The following is a 15,038-nucleotide window of genomic DNA, read 5'->3' on the forward strand; positions in this document are numbered from 1 at the left end:
CTGTGGCCCAACCATCGGAGAAGCCCATGGCCAACACACACTCCCGCCCGATCCGCGGCGTCTTGTGCGACATGAACGGGCTGTTTAGACATTGGCGCAATGCTGGCGCCCGCGAAGCCGAACATCGCGCCCACCTGCCGGTCGGCACCATCGCCCGCTACGCCTACGGACACCCGGCCTACCGGCTGGCCAGAGTCGGCGTCCTCACCGACGACCAATGGGCCGACGACGTCGCCGACCGCCTTGCCCACGACCACGGATCCCACGTCCGCACCGCTCTGACCGCTTGGCGGGCTGATCGCGGCGAGGCCGACCAGACGATGATCGGCCTGTTGGCCCAGCTGCGCCTCCACGTTCCTGTCGGCGTGCTGTCCAACTGCACCGACGCGCTCCGCAATGATCTGGACCACCACGGCATCCAGTTCGACTACGTGTTCCCCTCCGCTGAACTCGGCGTCGACAAACCGTCCCCGCTCGCCTTCTGCGCCGCCGCGGACCACATGGCGGTGTCCGCGCACGAACTGGCCTACTTCGACGACGAGCCCACCTTCGTCACGGCCGCCAGCTCAGTCGGCCTGCAAGCCCACCTGTTCACAGGACCCGAGCGGTTCGCTGCCGATCTGAGCCGACTCGGTCTGCCCATCGTCGGGCCCGAGCCCGGCACACTCGGCACACGACCGCAGGCGTGCGGCGCATCTGCTTTCTGGCGGCTTCCATGACCTCACCAGCCCCTGACCCACGTGCCGGTTCGCTCAAAGTGCTCGCCGAGCGCCGACAGCTACCGGCCCATCAATCTATGGATCGCGCCACACTCGCCTGGATCGCGGCGAACCGACCACACGATCCAGGCTCCCGCCCTCCGCTGCCGCACCCAGCGATCATGCTGCTCCCGCACGCTACGTGGTTCGCCAACCCCCTGTCCAGCGACTCCATTCACGGAATCCTGCACAACGGCCGCGTCTGCGTCCTTGCCGACCTGCTCGCCCACGAGGCTGGGCTCGACCGCGACCACACCCTGGCCGTGTGCGCAGCAGCAGCAGTTCACGACTGCCGGCGACTCAACGACTGGAGCGACCGCGGCCACGGACGCCGCGCAGCCGTGTGGTTCCTCCACAACCAAAATGCCATCACCGCCGTAACCGGACAGCAACTGCGCCCCGCCCTCGCCGCACACGCGGCCAAAGCCATCAGCCTCCACGACATCCCCTACGGTGACTTCACGCCGGCGCAGGAGCGCGCTTACCAATACGCCCCGCACCTGACTGACGTCCTCAAGGCAGCAGACTGCCTGGACCGCTACCGGCTCCCCCTGATCCGCTGGTGGCCGAACCCCTCCTACCTGCGCCTCACCGTGCCGTCCTGGCTTTTCCCCCTCGCCTTCGACCTCGTCGTCCGAAGCGAACAGGCCCGACTCGACGGCGCAACCCACGAGGAAGCCCTCACCCACGCCAACCACGTCCTGGCCTAACCCTGCACCAGAAGGTTCCTCATGGACATCAACTGGGAAAACGTCCACACCGACTACACCACCACCGTCAAGCGTCCTGCCCCCCGCGGGCTCACCGAGAGCGAAGCCGACTGGCGCGCTCATCTCGAACACGAAACACCCAACGGAGGTCTCCTGCGCAACAATTCCATCACCCAGGCGTTGACCAGCGGACGTCCCATCCACCTCATGCACACGACTGTCGCCCTAGATGCCATCCGCCGCAGCGGACAGCTCTATGCCTCGACCGGCTGTCTCATGGCGGCACTGTACTGCGCCCTGCTGACGCCTGAGCCGGCGGGATTGCGCCCCCATAACCTTGGCACCTACTTGTTGGAAACTAAGAAGCACACCCGCACGCTCGTCTTCGAGATCACCCCGGATGCGCCGGTTCCCCCCAAAGGCACGGATTACCTGCGGGCAGGACCAATCCACCTGAAGACCTATCTCGACCACCGCGACTTTCTGACTCCTGCAGAGGACGCCCACCTGCGTCAAGTCGTCGTAGACAAGGTGCGCGCAGCTGCTCCTGTCCTTGACACCCTTCTCGCCAACGCGGTCGGCAAGCATACGCCCGACACCGAGTTCATTGACCAGTTCGCCGCCGCCGTGGCCGTCATGCCATTTCTCGGCTACCTCTACTTCGAGGTGCTGTCTGAGTACCTACTGCTTCACTCCGTCACCCCAGAGACCAAGTCATACGCCCTGACAGGGGAAATGAACAACCGCCTCTACAAGCGCCTGGCGTTCTCGGCCGTGCAAGGCATGGACCAACTCTTCGACCTGGGCCGCTTCGCCCCTCGGCACGAGCGTCTACTTCAGATCATCGGTCAGGTCGAGCCGGGGCTGGAGTCGGCTGTCGTGTGCTACACCCGCCGCCGTCTGTCCCACCTCTTCGCCTGCATCTCTCTCGATTCATCTCTAGACGCTGCGTCCATCACCTTTCGTCATATGCGCTTCGACGAGCTCGCGACCACGGCACCAGGGTTGCTGGGACACCTCATCTTCCGCCATATGCGGATCATGGATCGATATCCTCAGCTCTACCTCTGCTTCGAAGAAGCTAAGGCCTTGTCGCTGTGGAACTACTGGAACACACAGGGCATCCCGACGCCCTACAACGGCACCCTCCCTAAAGGCGAGATCGGCATCAACACGGCCTACCCGAGGTCCACGTACAAGGCGTGGGTGGCTGAAGCGTGCGAGCGAGGTCTCCTCCACCCAACGGAAGAACTAAGGGTGACTCCCGTCCCGCGCCTGGCTGATCTAAGCTTGACGGCCATGCGACGGGACGAAACGGGCAGAGCCACGGGTCACCCGCGCCGGCCCGCGGCAATGGTGCGCTGAAGCTACGCACGCAAACCTATGCCCACGCGTCCGTCCACAACCGATGACGCCCCGTCTACTGAGATCGCCGTCTGGGCGCCAGCGAGAGCCCTTTGGCCCTCGTCACAGAGACCTAGCGCCTTCTTTCTCGAGTGACGGTGTTCAAACCGAGCTCTGCTGCGGTGGTGTCATCGTCGGTTCTGGCCCCACAAGGTGCACTGCGGCAAGCAGGTCCTCAGGAACTGGTACGTGAGGCACCAGCTCGAGGTACCAAGTCAGCAAGCTGATCGCCGAGGGCGTGCCCAGAGCCAGTGGCCGCAGCCGGCACCACTCCCGCCCGAGTTCCTGCCGGTGATGTCGGACCTGTATCGGTCCCTGAGCGAGACCTGGACCGGCGAGCGCCCCTGGAACGCGCCGGACCTGCACGCCGCCACGCAGGCCGTTGCCCGCCTCATCGGTCAATGACGGCACACGACGGCCAGCGCTCAGGCATGCTCGCCTCGATGTGGCGGGTGTGGCCCGGCAACGCTGCGGAACCTGCGAGAACGGTGGACACATGGGCGACTTGACGGAAGACCCCGCCTTCGCGGCGACGACGTTCGTGGTCATCGACTTCGAGGCGACGACCCCCAAGGGCTACCCGGCCCAGCCCATCGAGGTCGCCGCTCTCGCACTCCGCTACGAGAGCGGCGCCTGGGCGGCAGGCAGGCAGTTTTCATCTCTCATCCAACCGCCCGCCTTCGCCCCGGTGACGCCAGCTGTTACGGCCCAAACCGGCTTGACCCCAGAGCAGGTGAGTCAGGCCCCCAGCCCGGCCGAGGCGCTGGGCGCACTCGATCGGCGGTTCGCCGCAGGCAAGCAGTATCTGCTGGTGGCTCAACACGCCGCCACCGAAGCCAACATCATCTACAACCAGCGCGAGCACTGCCCGGCCCTAGCTCGCATTGATCTTCTGGACACGGTCCCGCTGGCCAGATACCTCGTCCCAGGTCTGCACAACTACCAACTCGACACGCTGCTGGCACATTTCTCCATCAAGCAGCCGGCGGATCGCCATAGGGCCTACGCCGACGTCGAGGTCACCGCGCAGGTGTTCATCCGGCTCGTCAGCGCCGCGGACGGGAATCCTGAGCTCAGCGATCTCGCTGCTCTGGTGAAGATCGCGGGGCGCACGGCCAAATGGAACCTGCCCGTCCAAGGCGGACTGTTTGATATCTGAGAGGACGGAGCCGGCAGCGCTCATGGCGTGTACGGGCGGTATTCATCTTGAGATCCAGGTAGGGGAGTGCTGCCTTTGGGGTAGCGATTGGGCGGTTTTCGTCGGCGGTCGAGGGTGCACGATGGAGTCCATGGCGAGCACCGTTGTCGAGATCCACGTTCCGCTGCAGGAGCCCCCGGGCCTTCCTGAGAACGCTTATCCGTTCCCCTGGATCGACGAGATCGACGAGTTCCTGTTCGAGATGGAGCAGCAGGGCCAGACCAAGGTCTTCGACGACAGCGAGGAGTTCGGAGAGGTCTATGTCTTCTTCATCACAGGTGCTGACGAAGAGGCACTCCTCGCCATTGCCTCCCGCGTGGCGGACCTCGATGGGGTGCCCAAGGGTGTCTTCGCCATGGTCACCGACGATCAAGCAGGTGAGTTCGGGTTGGGGCGCCGGGTAGACCTGCCCCTGACGTAACGCCCCAGCCAACAGGGGGCCGGCCTCGGACGCCTTCGGCCTGCCACGGTGGGGTTCTCCTTCACGGAGGACGACGCCTGATCCACTGCGCGCCTTCCACGACATCGCGCGCGGATCAAGAATGTGGCGGCGCCCGGTAGAGAGACGCTCAGGTACTGGACGACCGCGCCTCTTGGTACGGGCGCCTCTCCTCCTGGCTAGTCGATGGGCATAGGCAGTCCGGCCAGGAGAATCCGGCCCATATCGATGGGATCGGGAGGATTGGGTGTGACAAGCCTGACCTTCAGGAAAGAGACCTCACGCAAGTCCACCTGAAGACGGCTCGGGCGGGCGGAATCGGGAACGGCACGGTAGTCGACGGCACGCATCCAGGCGATGTAGAAGGGCGGGAGCGCGGCGCCCGTGCCGCTGGGAGAGGTAGGCGGGAGCGTCCAGAAACGACACTCACACAGATCGTCGCCGCACCTCACGGAGCGAGCCGTGGCACGATAACGAGTCGTCTGCTGGCTGAGAGCGGGGCATGCCCGTCGGGCGTAGGCGGCGCAGTGGGGATGCAAGCCTGCTTCACCCGCATACCCGCGAGTGAAATCCATCGGACGCAGCATGAGCGCAATGCGATCATCGACGCCGAACGGCGCATCGCAGATTCCGCACAGCCGACGGCGCAGGCACCGCCGTAGACGTAGCGGATCATGAAGCCCGAACACGGGGAGGCCGCTGCGGTGGCGTGCCGCGGTGCTGGGGACAGCCAGGCCGCCGTGGACGGGAAGGTGTGCCAGCGGCAGGGGAATGACGGGAAGCATGGCAGGCTCCTACGACTACGCGTTACGAGGGGTCGTGATCCGCAGATGAGGCTTGAGATCGGCGATCGCGCGCCCGGCGGTCTCGTTCGGCTTGCAGCTGGCCGAGGGTGTGGTTGCCCAGGCGGCGCTTGGCCGTCGGATGGTTATTGACGACCATGCCGACCGGCGCAGGACCGAGAACAGCAAGCAGGTCGGAGGCGGTTTGGGGATGCCAGCCGGCATCCTCGATCGCCCTGTCAGTGGGGAAGACGTCGGCGACTCGATCGACCTGCGGATCCAGGCAATTGTCCTGCCTGCCGCCTAAGGAGTAGGCCCAGAGGAAGTTCGGCAGGGATTTGCGCTGCGGCTCGACCAACCTTTGAAAGCGCAGAACTTCCTTGGTGTAGCAGTAAAAGAAGACATTCGGCCGGGCACGGATGATCGAGATCCAGCGTTCGAGATAGGGATCGGAGAAGAAATCGCCCGCGTCGTGGATGCGTACCCGCCCTTCGGCGAGGCGCCGCGATGCCAGCTCAGCGAGCATCGCCTGCTCCCATCCGCGAGGGTCCTCGATGACGAAGGCCAGGTTGGCGAGATGCTTGGCACGCACGTCGGGCCACGTGTAGGCGCCATAGCGGGCATAGCAGATGGATGCGCACGCACCGGCTGCGGGGCAGGTCGAGATCGTACGGCCGTCGGGAAGACGGGCACCGAGCGCGGGCAGGGTCCAGTTCCATACGCCGATCCGGCGGAGCCTTGAATTCTGGGTGAGCAGACGACGTGGACGCTCGTGGGCCGACGCCTGCTTGGCAGGCGGTGGTGGCGGATGAGGCAGATGCATGCAGCATGCTCCGTGATCATCAGGGTGCGCGCCGGTCGCCCGTCCAAGGAGGGCAGGTCGTTTGCGCGCGCGTCGGCACTGGAATCTCCGGTCGACGGATCACAACTCGATTAGATATTAATATACATCAATCCTGGCGTCGGAGCACTCGGGAAGCGCTGAAGGCGCACCTCGTGCGATGCCCGGCACCCTTCACGATAACGATCAGGAGCCGAGCCACTCACCGGCGGCTGACCGCTGCTGGCTCACCGCCTTCGCCGCCAATTTGATCCAGGTCCGCGCCGGCAAAGGACGTCACTCCTGGAAGCGTTCAGGCTTCAGCGGACAACATCCAAACAAGATCGTAACCGTTCTATAACCCAGACCACTGGCTGCTCCCCGCTACCGTCGAGCGAAGCGAGTGCCCTCTGAGAACCGGGAGACTGCGGTGAACGGTCCCACGTTCCCCGACCCGACCCCGAGACCAACGATCACGATGCGGCCAACGCGTCGCACAACAGCGGCGTGGAGCACAGCAAGCTCTTCTGCACCTTCGCGCGCAATAGCGAGCTGGAGATCCAAGGTGCTCGCCGCCAACTTGACACCCTGGCGCTCGATGAGCACGGCGAGTTGAGCGGTGCTCTCAATCCTGCCGACTACTTCGATGCGGTGGCCGAGATCGACACAGCCCTCCGCGCGATGCGCAACGTGGACCGCATCGCTCACCGTCAACTCGACCGAATCATGCCATCTGTCCAGTTGATCAATCACTGTAGATCCCTGCTTTCGCCGCGTGCATCCGACAATGCGCCTGCACAGCAGCCCCGCCCGGCCGACCCGCGGCCTGAGCCCATAACCGCGGCAATCCAGACATGAGCGTAACCGCTCCATAACCCACGCGAACGGTCCTGCGCGCTACTGTCAGTCCAACCCTCCAGGTCTGGTACCTGCCGCAACCCGCACCATGCTCATCCTTCAGGTGTTCGCGCCTGTGAGCTCACGTTCTGGGCTCGGAGGGGGCTTAGCGTCGTAGGGCGGCGGAGAGGCCCCGGCCCCTCTCATTCCTCGCTCGCCCTACGGCCGGCCGGAGACTCTGCCTCGCAACGATCAGCCGTGGTGATCTGCGCGAGGCAGAGTCTGGCTCCGCACCCACCAGCAAGGCCCCCTAGGGCCGACATTGGCTGGCCCATGCCAGAGCATTGGCGCCGGTCACGGGCCTACCGCGAGGTCAGGGAAGCCGGCCGAGATGGAGAGCCCCTCAGACCGTAAGGCCATAACTCTGCAGGTAAGCCAGCACAGCGGCGATGACGTCCCCGCCGTTCCATTCCTCATCGTCCAGTTCCAGGCCCTCCATGGCCAAGTAGCCGATGAGTCTGGCGACGTCGATCGGGACGTCGACGGGTGCGTGCTGTCCGGTGGTGATGCTGACGGTGCTCATGGCGCGTTCTCCTTTGCTCCTCGAGCACCGCCTCCAGGGCAACCAGGCAGCCTGCCGCGGGCCGCAGGACAGATCGCCGGCGGCGGAGGAAAGGGTCCAGCTCAGGCAGTGACAGCGGACATTTCCGGGGCTTACACGCGGGCATAGTCTCCCGTCACAATGAACTCATTGATTGCATGTATTGCATGTAATTAGTCGAATTTCGTAGGGTGGTTTCGTTAGAGCGGAGAAGCCGCGGAAATGCCTGCGGGTTGAGCAGAGTCTGGGAGCTGCCCTCGCACACCCTCAGACGGCACACTCCGCACCTCGACACGAAAACCGGAATCGAGGTGACGTCCGTGACGATATCGCTGGACGAGTATCGGCAATCGCGATCAGCCCGCCCTCGGCGTGCCCGGGCTCTGCCGCCGACCAGGGACTGGTACGTTCCCGCCAAGTCAACACCCTCGCGGCTGTCACGAATCGACGCCCAGGTGCTGGCCGACATGGACAGCGCGAACAGCGCCGCCACCTACGAGTTGGCGCACTGCGACACCACGGCGAGCATCCTGATGCTGTTCCCCGGCCTCATGCTCACGGGACTCTCCACGGCGCTTCAGTCGGGACCACCGTCCGTCGACGCGGCTCTTCCAGCTGTGCTGGCCGCGACGCTCCTGCTCGCGGCGTTGGGGATTCTCGCCTGTCTCGTTGTCATGGCCAGGAGGGCGCGCGCAGAAGGGACGGGTATCTCCGCGTACGCGGCCTGCGACTCCGCAGACGAGGTAGTGGCACTTTTCATGGAAGAGCGCCCAGAGGACCGAAGGGCGTCCCACTTGCGACAGACATCGCAGCTCACAGTACGGAAGTACCGGCGAGTACGAGCGGCCATGCTCCTGATGGTCCTGGCCGTGCCGTTCTGGACCTGGGCCATGGTGACGCAGGTCAGCTGACCCACCGGCTGCCCGCCTGCCAGAAGACCTGCAGCCGGGCGCCATCCCTCAGACCTGACCTGACACGCCGGGATCCCCTCTCGAAAGGATCACACACGATGCGGGCCAGAGCGATTCCCCTTCTGCTCGAGGCAGCCGTGCGCGAGTACTTCCCCGACGACGTCGCCGAGGCCATCACCAGCGCCCAGGACGGTGTCCTGGCGGCCGCCGCATGCGACGCTGGCTATGCTGCCGACACCCCCAAGGACCTGACCGCCCTCGTCAAGGCCATCGCCGCCGACGTCAACGACCGCCTGGCGGACTGGTTGGTCGGCCCGACCGCCAGACCGGCTGCCTGGCTGGCCAGGCAACTTCGCGGCCACATGACCGCCCTCGAATCGCCCACGGGCCCGACAACGTCGGCTTCGAGTGCGCAGGGAGCAAGCACCGCGCCGCTGACCGGGAATCCGGGGGCCTGACCATGACTGTGAAGGCTGGATGTGTCTTCTGCGCCATCGTTGCCGGCCAGGCTCCTGCCACCGTGGTACGCGAGTGGGAGGATGCCATCGCGATCAAGCCGCGTAGCGGCGGCGTAACCGAAGGCCACCTTCTGGTCATCCCGCGGACGCACGTAGCCGATGTCGGGATTGACCCAGCGGTATCAGCCGCCACCATGGCGCGCGCCGCCGAGCTCACGGCCGAACTTCCCGCGGCGAACGTCATCACCAGTCGCGGTGTCGAGGCGACCCAGAGCGTGTTTCACCTTCACGTCCATGTGGTGCCGCGCGCGCCTGGCGACGGCCTGCCGCTGCCGTGGGCCACGCACCATGCCGATCGAGCCGCCAGTGTCACCGCGAACGCCGTGGGCCCACACTGGACCCTGACCGAGATGCCCCCCAACGTCCACTTGGTCTGCGCGCGTGAACCGATCCCCGACGGCCCGAAAGTCTTCCTGGCTGGCCCCACCCCGGATCGGACGATGCCGGTGCCCTCCTGGCGACCCCACGCGATCGCCACCATGGCCGAGCAATGGACCGGCCCCGAGCTCTTGATCGTGCTCTCCCCTGAGTCCCGCGGGCGCGTCCGTACCGGCCGCTACGAGGATCAAGTCGGCTGGGAGACTGAAGCCCGCGCCGCAGCAAACGCGATCCTTTTCTGGGTTCCCCGCGACTTGAAGACGCTGCCCGCCATGACGACGAACGTCGAGTTTGGCCTGGACGTCAGCACCGGGCGCGTTGTCTTGGGCTGCCCACCAGGCTGCCCGAACCCGGAACGCAACCGGTACCTGATCTACGTCGCTCATCGACATGGCGTTCCCGTACGCGCCACCTTGGCCGACACCGTCACCGCAGCGCTGGCCGTAGTCCAGAAACGCATCCCCGCTTCGCCTGAACGGCCGGACCCCCAGGGGCGTGAGCGCCGCTCTGGGGCCGAGGCGACGCACCCGCAGGTGCACTCTCTCGGTTGCTGACAGGAGCGCCCCGCGCAATCGAACCCGATCAGCAGTCGAACCTGGCCGACGCCGTGGCTCAGGCCCACAGGGCCGCAAGTCTCGATCGCGTCCCGCTGTAACCCCACTCGAAGCGAACGAAGGAGCTCGGTTCCATGACCACGAAAGCAGCGCACGATGATGTGCTGGCACTGACACGCCGCGTTACCCGGTTCGGCACGTCGTACGCCCGCACGCGCGTCACGGTCGCCAGCGAGACGCAGATCCGCACCCTCGAGGCGATGTGCCGACTCGCCGGGCGCCGCCCGAGCGCACTGGTCAGTGACATCGTACGGCGCGCGATCCATGCAGCCTGGAGCCGTCGGGAGGTGCTGGAGGCCATCGCCGAGCTGGCGCTGGCCCGCCACGCCGGCGCCGGTCCCGCGTGCTGGCTATGCGGCTGTACCGATGAATCCGCCTGCCCCGGCAACTGTCACTGGGTACGGGATCCGCTGATGCTCGGCGATCTGTGCAGTTCGTGTCAGGACATCGTGCTGCTGCTGAGCGCCGGGCTTGACGGCCGGCAGCCGGGCTTGGCACCCGCCGGCACCTGGCCCAGCCGGAATCCGCTGGTCGACCCGCCGCAGGGCTTCGAGAGTCAGGGCCTGCACCTGTACGACAGCGAGGACGGGGCGTCCCTGTTCACTTTCGGGCACGTCAGTACCGAGCGCATGGTCGCGGCCGTGGCCGACTACGTCCGGGGCACGCAGTTCGGGCCCGGCGCCGTTGTGAAGGATCCGCTGGCCAGCCTGGTCGGCGGCGCTGAGCGGGTGCGCTTGTCGATCTGCTACGGCTACGCCACTTACGATCCCGCGCCGTGCGGGTTCGGCGAGTTCTCCGCCGAGTTGTTCGTCGACCCGTGCAGCGACGGAGCCGTCCCCATCACCTATTGGAAGGGCGCTGAGACACGGCCCGAGCTGCCTCAAGGATCGCATCTGGTCGGTAGCCGGGACGGTATCACCCACGCCATCGCCCGTGCGGACGCGCTGAGGGGCGTGGACTCCGGCGGGGACAGACTTTGGACCGCGTGCTTGGGCTTCGCCGACCTGATCGCCGGTGCCGGGGCGTTCGACGCAGCCGCCCTGCGGCATCCGGCGCCCTGCCCTGCGTGCGAGCGGCGCGATGATCCTTGGAAGGCGTGTCGGCGCCACACCGTATGCGCCAAGTGCGCCTGGGCCGTCGCGCTCCAGGCCGGTCCCGAGGCCATCGAGCGGGAACTGCAGGCCATCACACCGGCCGGCGACGACCCGAAGGCACTGCCGATCCCCGACCCGCTGATCGCCCGCCGGCTGTGCGAGGCGATCCTCGCCGCTGAGAACGCTGCCACCGGCCAGCTGGAGGTGACCAGGCCGCACGACAGGGGCCTCATCGAACTCCTGGCCGCCGTGACGCAGCACGCTCCCGCCGTGCGCCCCGCCGATCACACTGCCGACGAACCGCTCTGGGCCATAGCTGGCTGCGCGGCATGCACGCTCAGCATCGGTGACCAGGCCAGGAGGCTGAGGACCCGAGCCAGTAAGGAGGAGTGCGTGGTGGCCGCGCCTTGCTCGGTGCTGGCCGCTCTGGTTGAACGCTTCCTGACCTCGTCACACACGAACACCTGAAACGACTCCACACCTGACACCGGTAAGAAGGAGATCAACGGAGTGAAGAGCAAGAAGCCCTCGGTGAAGATCCGCCGCCGCCACCCCGACGAGACGACCTGTACGCACAAGATGACGCCCGGCGGTAAGCCACGCCCCGGACAGGGCTGCCCCGGCGGCGCCGGGTACGAGGCCGCGTGCGACTGCGGCTGCGGCTGGAAGAAGACGGCCGGGATCCGCGCGATCGTGGAGGAGCAGCGCACCCTCTACCTGGCGAACCATCCGTACGAGTACGCCGTCCGGCACACCGACCAGCTCAACGACGTGACGCTCGCCTACAACCCGGAGATCGCCAACCCGTTCGATCGGGCCGACGCGTGGGCGCGGGCTGGATGCCTGCGCACCTGGCAGGAGGACCGGCTGATCGAGAAGGACGCCACGCTGATGCGCCGCCAGCCCGGCCAGGAGTGGGAGGATGACCCGGTGTGGGCCGCCGAGCTGGCTGCCTACGCGAGGTTGTGCGCCCAGGTCGAAGCCGCTTTCGACGCCGACGACCCGGCGGCGATCGAGCGGGCCCGAGGCGAACTGGCGGCGTGGGTGGACGCGCCCAAGCGGGCGGTCGCCGCTGGGAGGGCCAAGTAGCCATGGCCGCTCTACCACGGCGACGAATGCTGGCACGACACCTCCGAGGGGCGGCTGATCTCGATCGGCGGCATGCGGATCTCGCCAAGCATGCCGACGCCCTCGACCGGAGCGAGGCGGAGGGTGCGTCGCTGCTGAAGGACGCCAAGGCAGCGCTGCAGCGGCTGGAGAACGCGTTCGGGCTGGGGGGCAAGTGAGGGTCGTCACCATCTCCTACACCGCGGACGGCGAGAGGACCTGCGGCAGCAACGCCCGTGGCGACGAGCTCGATACGTGGCGGGCCGATCGCGAAGCCAGCGGGTGGACCGTCGTCGACGAGTCGGGCGGTGGCCAGTGACCCGGCCGAAGCAGGGTGTCTCGAAGCCTGAGCCGCGGCCAGGCGAGTCCGAGGGCGCCTATCGGGTCCGGACGGCGGGCTGGGACGTCATGGCCGACATCGCGGCTGAGATGAAGACGGTCTCCTCCCGTACCGAGAGCGCGGTCCGGAAGGTCGACGCGCTGCGCAGGGCCGGGCATGTGTGGCGGGTCGACGGGACGATGCCGGCCTCGCAGGTGGTGCGGGTGGCCGCGTGGCACGCGGCGCTGGCGTCCGCTCTGGAAACGTTGCAGGCGTTCGATTACGACGCGTGGAGGGCCGAGGTCGCCGCGGAGGTGGACCAAGTCGGCGAAGGGAGCCGATAGCCGTGCGCATCAAGCCCATGGTCGACGTGGCCGAAGTGCTGTGGCCGGGACATGCACACACCGCCGATATGGGGCTGCTCGTCACCGACCTCGCAGCGCGGGACCTACCGGTTCACCGACTTCGGTGAGATCGCCGTGGGTGAGCTGCAATCCGAACACCGGCCCGCAGCCTTGCGTCAGTGAGCGAGGCGGACGGCTACAAGAACGGAAGGGTGGGCCAGGATGCTAAGCGGCAGTCGCCTACAACAGGGAGCGATCAGCATGCGGCCGATCGGGCCTTGTCAGATACGAGCTCATCCAGCCGCTCGAGAAAACGATCGATCTCGGCGCGGGAGGTGGCGAGCAGCCACACGGTGCGGATGAGCTCGCCGAAGGCATGCCCCCGGTCTTGGCCAAGCGTCGCGAAGCCAAGCCGCCGCCAGCGGTCGGCCTGGCCGAGGATACTGCGCTCATGTGCTTGGCGAGTTGCCTCGTCGGCGTCGGGCGCCAGCAGCGGTGGGTACAGCCGGAGATCGACCTCGTCGACGCCGATGCCGAGGCGTTCCGCCTGTATCGCACGAGCGGCCTCGGTGCGGTTCATGAGGGCCTCGTTGAGGATGTGGAACATCGCCAGCAACTCGCCCACGAGCTGCTGCAGCCGTTCGCCCTCAGCCTGGTCAGCGAGGGTGACGATCTCAGTGACGGCGTCGGCGTACTGCTTGTAGGAGAACAGCAGCGGCTTGAACGTCTCACCGGCGGCGACGAGGGCGCAGGCGGCGAGCCTCGACTCATAGATGATCTTCCGGCAGTGTGCTTCGGCCATTTCGCTCATACGTCCGAATATTAGACCGCGTGCGCCTTGAACGGAGATCAACCGTTGTCGTTCATGGTCAGTGTCTCGCCGATCGCCTCGCGCAGTCGGATCAAGGCGGCGACCCGGGCGTGCGGACGCCAGCGTGGACCGTCCAGGACCGTGGCCAACTGCTGCGTCATCTCATAGATGGTCTCTGCTTGCTGGTACTGGGCTTGAGCGGACAGCAGCAGGCCCCACGTCGTCGATGCGTAGGAGACCAGCAGGGTGCGCACGGGGCCAACGAAGACGCTGACGTAGCGCGGAAGAGTATCGCCCAGCCGCTGGGCTTCGTCGCGTAGCCGGTCGTACTGACGTGTGCGCTCCACCACGAGGCGCTCGCGCACGGTGGCGTCAATGCCGTGCGGAATCTTTGTCCGGACGGCGTCGGCGGCGACTGCCATCACGGTGAGCGAGGTGAGCAGCTCGCGCCGCGCGCGGAGCGCGTCCAGAATCCGCTCCTTGCGTGCCTCTAGCCGAGGTTTGGCCAGATATTCCACCCCGAGGGTGACGATGAGCGCGGTCAGCGCTGATGTCGCTACGGTGCTCCAGTTGATGCTCACCACATCGCCTGCCTACCAGCGGGCGCGGTCCGAATTCCAGCGGTGGTACGCAACCGTCCGCGGCGAACGCGGATATGGCGCCGGTGGTCGGCTCAAGGGCCCCTCCTGCGGCCATGCCCTCGCATGGTCTCGGTGAACATAGCCCCGCGCAGGGCCTGGTCGACCACCTCGATGGAGCGGATCAGCCGAATGAGACGGGGCCCTTCCTCGCGGTAGACCTCGCGTACTGCCTCAATGGCGCCCGGCGGAAGGTGGCCGTGCAAGTCGGTCGGCGCGTTCCGATACCCGGCTCTGGCCGCCTCTACAGCGGCGTTGACGTGCTGAAGGGCGAGCCGGGCCAATGCCAGGGGGTGCCGGCGAAGCACCTCATACGCCCTGTGCTCAGGCGGCACCGCATCCAGGAGCCAGGCCACGGCCGATGTCTCCCACTCGGGGTCGCTCGGTGAGCGGACCTCGGGCGGCCAGTCCGGTGGGAGATACATGGGACCACCGTTCTCCCGCTCGACCTCCATCCCGCCCCTCCCGCCTCGAACGCGGCATCGAGTCGCAGCGTAGCGCAGGAAGAAGAGCGGTCTAGGTGCCGGATGACCCCGCGTCGCCGGCCGTGGAGTGGCGCCTCTCCAGGAACAGACGAAGCCCTCGAGAAGGTTTCCTCGAGGGCTTCGTCCTCCCAGAGGTGCCGCGAGCCACCTCCGGGATTATGTTTCCTATTATAATACATCAAACATGCCTTGGGAAGTCCTAGGGGACGGGGGAGCCATCCTCGGCCGCGCCCAGGACAGCGGATGAATCCGTAATGTAGATCGAATGTA

Annotated in this window: 20 protein-coding genes and 2 pseudogenes; 16 read left to right on the forward strand and 6 right to left on the reverse strand. The window is 66.4% G+C overall.

All coding sequences use genetic code 11. The features are described 5' to 3' along the window. Positions 1–26: 26 nt before the first annotated feature. The 5 genes from OHA25_RS60465 to OHA25_RS60485 all read left to right on the forward strand — a co-directional run bounded on the left by OHA25_RS60465 (position 27) and on the right by OHA25_RS60485 (position 4,491). Positions 27–719, forward strand: a complete 693-nt coding sequence (locus OHA25_RS60465) for an HAD family hydrolase (protein WP_327591369.1) — start codon at positions 27–29, stop codon at positions 717–719. Between the two features lie 161 nt (positions 720–880). Continuing rightward, the gene (locus OHA25_RS60470) at positions 881–1,468 is read left to right on the forward strand and encodes a hypothetical protein (RefSeq protein ID WP_327591370.1); all 588 of its coding nucleotides are present in this window, start codon (positions 881–883) and stop codon (positions 1,466–1,468) included. Positions 1,469–1,489: 21 nt separating this feature from the next. After that, positions 1,490–2,833, forward strand: coding sequence for a hypothetical protein (locus tag OHA25_RS60475; protein WP_327591371.1), 1,344 nt, complete (start codon positions 1,490–1,492; stop codon positions 2,831–2,833). Positions 2,834–3,368: 535 nt separating this feature from the next. Then, complete coding sequence (locus OHA25_RS60480; protein WP_327591372.1) at positions 3,369–4,031, forward strand: 3'-5' exonuclease; 663 nt, start codon at positions 3,369–3,371, stop codon at positions 4,029–4,031. Between the two features lie 130 nt (positions 4,032–4,161). After that, the gene (locus OHA25_RS60485) at positions 4,162–4,491 is read left to right on the forward strand and encodes a hypothetical protein (RefSeq protein ID WP_327591373.1); all 330 of its coding nucleotides are present in this window, start codon (positions 4,162–4,164) and stop codon (positions 4,489–4,491) included. Positions 4,492–4,688: 197 nt separating this feature from the next. On the opposite strand, the gene OHA25_RS60490 is transcribed toward OHA25_RS60485, so the two are convergent. After that, positions 4,689–5,294, reverse strand: coding sequence for a hypothetical protein (locus OHA25_RS60490; RefSeq protein WP_327591374.1), 606 nt, complete (start codon positions 5,292–5,294; stop codon positions 4,689–4,691). Between the two features lie 22 nt (positions 5,295–5,316). Beyond that, complete coding sequence (locus OHA25_RS60495; RefSeq protein ID WP_327591375.1) at positions 5,317–6,114, reverse strand: GP88 family protein; 798 nt, start codon at positions 6,112–6,114, stop codon at positions 5,317–5,319. Between the two features lie 504 nt (positions 6,115–6,618). Between OHA25_RS60495 and OHA25_RS60500 the strand changes: the two genes are divergently transcribed. Then, entirely contained in the window at positions 6,619–6,969 is a 351-nt protein-coding gene (locus OHA25_RS60500; RefSeq protein WP_327591376.1) for a hypothetical protein, read from the forward strand. 382 nt (positions 6,970–7,351) lie between these two features. Here the strand turns inward: OHA25_RS60500 and OHA25_RS60505 are convergent, their stop codons facing one another. Beyond that, on the reverse strand, positions 7,352–7,531 hold the full coding sequence (locus tag OHA25_RS60505; protein WP_327591377.1) for a hypothetical protein: 180 nt from the start codon (positions 7,529–7,531) through the stop codon (positions 7,352–7,354). Positions 7,532–7,869: 338 nt separating this feature from the next. On the opposite strand from OHA25_RS60505, the gene OHA25_RS60510 reads away from it, so the two are divergent. From OHA25_RS60510 to OHA25_RS60555, 10 genes and pseudogenes are all read left to right on the forward strand, one after another. Next, positions 7,870–8,460: a Pycsar system effector family protein gene (locus OHA25_RS60510; RefSeq protein ID WP_327591378.1), complete on the forward strand. Its 591-nt coding sequence runs from the start codon at positions 7,870–7,872 to the stop codon at positions 8,458–8,460. A gap of 98 nt (positions 8,461–8,558) precedes the next feature. Further along, on the forward strand, positions 8,559–8,918 hold the full coding sequence (locus OHA25_RS60515; RefSeq protein ID WP_327591379.1) for a hypothetical protein: 360 nt from the start codon (positions 8,559–8,561) through the stop codon (positions 8,916–8,918). A 2-nt stretch (positions 8,919–8,920) separates the two neighbouring features. Then, positions 8,921–9,217, forward strand: a pseudogene (locus tag OHA25_RS60520) (HIT family protein); the annotation flags it as partial. A 111-nt stretch (positions 9,218–9,328) separates the two neighbouring features. After that, positions 9,329–9,805, forward strand: a pseudogene (locus OHA25_RS60525) (nucleoside 2-deoxyribosyltransferase domain-containing protein); the annotation flags it as partial. A gap of 239 nt (positions 9,806–10,044) precedes the next feature. Next, complete coding sequence (locus tag OHA25_RS60530; protein ID WP_327591380.1) at positions 10,045–11,532, forward strand: hypothetical protein; 1,488 nt, start codon at positions 10,045–10,047, stop codon at positions 11,530–11,532. A gap of 42 nt (positions 11,533–11,574) precedes the next feature. After that, on the forward strand, positions 11,575–12,153 hold the full coding sequence (locus tag OHA25_RS60535; protein ID WP_327591381.1) for a hypothetical protein: 579 nt from the start codon (positions 11,575–11,577) through the stop codon (positions 12,151–12,153). A 26-nt stretch (positions 12,154–12,179) separates the two neighbouring features. Continuing rightward, on the forward strand, positions 12,180–12,350 hold the full coding sequence (locus tag OHA25_RS60540) for a hypothetical protein (protein WP_327591382.1): 171 nt from the start codon (positions 12,180–12,182) through the stop codon (positions 12,348–12,350). Then, entirely contained in the window at positions 12,347–12,490 is a 144-nt protein-coding gene (locus tag OHA25_RS60545; protein WP_327591383.1) for a hypothetical protein, read from the forward strand. The genes OHA25_RS60540 and OHA25_RS60545 overlap by 4 nt, the downstream gene beginning before the upstream one ends. Then, a complete protein-coding gene (locus tag OHA25_RS60550; protein WP_327591384.1) occupies positions 12,487–12,834 on the forward strand; it encodes a hypothetical protein in 348 nt (115 codons plus the stop codon). Before OHA25_RS60545 ends, OHA25_RS60550 begins: the two co-directional genes overlap by 4 nt. A 2-nt stretch (positions 12,835–12,836) precedes the next feature. Then, entirely contained in the window at positions 12,837–12,962 is a 126-nt protein-coding gene (locus tag OHA25_RS60555) for a hypothetical protein (protein ID WP_327591385.1), read from the forward strand. Between the two features lie 128 nt (positions 12,963–13,090). On the opposite strand, the gene OHA25_RS60560 is transcribed toward OHA25_RS60555, so the two are convergent. The 3 genes from OHA25_RS60560 to OHA25_RS60570 all read right to left on the reverse strand — a co-directional run bounded on the left by OHA25_RS60560 (position 13,091) and on the right by OHA25_RS60570 (position 14,708). Continuing rightward, on the reverse strand, positions 13,091–13,645 hold the full coding sequence (locus OHA25_RS60560) for a hypothetical protein (protein ID WP_327591386.1): 555 nt from the start codon (positions 13,643–13,645) through the stop codon (positions 13,091–13,093). A gap of 38 nt (positions 13,646–13,683) precedes the next feature. Then, complete coding sequence (locus tag OHA25_RS60565; RefSeq protein ID WP_327591387.1) at positions 13,684–14,226, reverse strand: hypothetical protein; 543 nt, start codon at positions 14,224–14,226, stop codon at positions 13,684–13,686. A 92-nt stretch (positions 14,227–14,318) separates the two neighbouring features. After that, positions 14,319–14,708: a hypothetical protein gene (locus OHA25_RS60570; protein ID WP_327591388.1), complete on the reverse strand. Its 390-nt coding sequence runs from the start codon at positions 14,706–14,708 to the stop codon at positions 14,319–14,321. Positions 14,709–15,038: the final 330 nt, after the last annotated feature.

It is taken from the genome of Nonomuraea sp. NBC_00507 (genome assembly GCF_036013525.1).
GTDB lineage: Bacteria > Actinomycetota > Actinomycetes > Streptosporangiales > Streptosporangiaceae > Nonomuraea.